The sequence below is a fragment of the Vibrio ichthyoenteri ATCC 700023 genome (assembly GCF_000222605.1).
GTDB classification, from domain to species: Bacteria; Pseudomonadota; Gammaproteobacteria; order Enterobacterales; family Vibrionaceae; genus Vibrio; species Vibrio ichthyoenteri.
Genome location: NZ_AFWF01000239.1, coordinates 1 through 399 on the forward strand (window position 1 = coordinate 1; position 399 = coordinate 399).

General features: G+C 34.3%; 1 protein-coding gene. It reads left to right on the top strand.

Annotated features, from left to right (window positions below; translation table 11 throughout):
- Positions 1 to 87 precede the first annotated feature (87 nt).
- Positions 88 to 399 (top strand): hypothetical protein (locus tag RH85_RS23330; RefSeq protein WP_006713895.1); only part of this gene is annotated, 312 nt, incomplete at its 3' end.

Genomic DNA, 399 nt, shown 5'->3' on the forward strand with positions numbered 1-399 from the left:
TTGTGAGTTACGTATCCAAGTTTGTTCAATAATGATTTGATAGCTTAGATAGTTGACTAGCTATGCGTAACAGGGAAAGGTTTTTAAGTGGCAAATAATTCGGGTAGGTTTTTCAGCAATAATAGTCTTTACAAGTTATTGGAGTTGGTTGAAGTAAGAGATTTAATTGATAGGAACTCGTTAAAGACCTACTGGTGTGAGAGTACATTCGAACTGTTTATCTATAAGGCAGAAGGTCTACTGGAGGTCATTTCTTATACAGAGGATGGTTATTTATTCGTTGAATTGGCCTATCCAAAGCAATCAAAGAATTGTAATTTGGATCATCTATATTTTGAAGTGTATGAACAGTCAATACAGCGGGGTCAAGATAAATATCAAGCGGTTATAAATAATCTA